Below are 602 nucleotides of genomic sequence, written 5' to 3' on the forward strand. Positions count from 1 at the left end.
GACTGGGGTGAAGTCGTAACAAGGTAGCCGTAGGGGAACCTGCGGCTGGATCACCTCCTTTCTAAGGATGGGTCTTCAGTCTGCTCACGCAAACTATCGACCTGTTTTAGAAACATCAGAGGCTCTAAGTCATACGAGCCTCATTGGCGGGACCTCGCCGTCTTCGTTTCTCTTTCTTCGCGGACGAACACGCGCCTGGGGTGGCGCGCGCATTCGGCTTGTCGGCATGATCGTTGATCGATGATGCCGGTGCTGCGTGCCGCAAGCTGCCTCTCGTGCTGAGGGCTTGTAGCTCAGTTGGTTAGAGCGCGCGCTTGATAAGCGTGAGGTCGGAAGTTCAAGTCTTCCCAGGCCCACCACTCATCAATGCGCTGCATTCGTCTTCTGGTTACGGGGCCATAGCTCAGCTGGGAGAGCGCGTGCTTTGCAAGCATGAGGTCGTCGGTTCGATCCCGTCTGGCTCCACCAGATGGTTGATTGACCAGAGCGCTTCGCTTGCACCTCGTTGCTGTCATAGGGACAGCGACGATGGTTTTTCGTCCGCAACTTGTATTCGCCGGCTTTGCGCAATGCGCAGCCTGGCGGGTTTTCTGACATCGTGA

2 tRNA genes and 1 rRNA gene are annotated in these 602 nt (G+C 57.0%); all 3 read left to right on the forward strand.

Features of this window, described 5'->3' with window-relative positions:
- Window positions 1–61, forward strand: a 16S ribosomal RNA gene (locus DNX69_RS12345); the annotation flags it as partial.
- A 221-nt stretch (window positions 62–282) separates the two neighbouring features.
- A tRNA-Ile gene (locus DNX69_RS12350) sits at window positions 283–359 on the forward strand.
- A 33-nt stretch (window positions 360–392) separates the two neighbouring features.
- Window positions 393–468: transfer RNA gene (locus DNX69_RS12355), tRNA-Ala, on the forward strand.
- Window positions 469–602: the final 134 nt, after the last annotated feature.

This window comes from Rhodopseudomonas palustris, from assembly GCF_003226555.1.
GTDB lineage: Bacteria > Pseudomonadota > Alphaproteobacteria > Rhizobiales > Xanthobacteraceae > Rhodopseudomonas > Rhodopseudomonas palustris_I.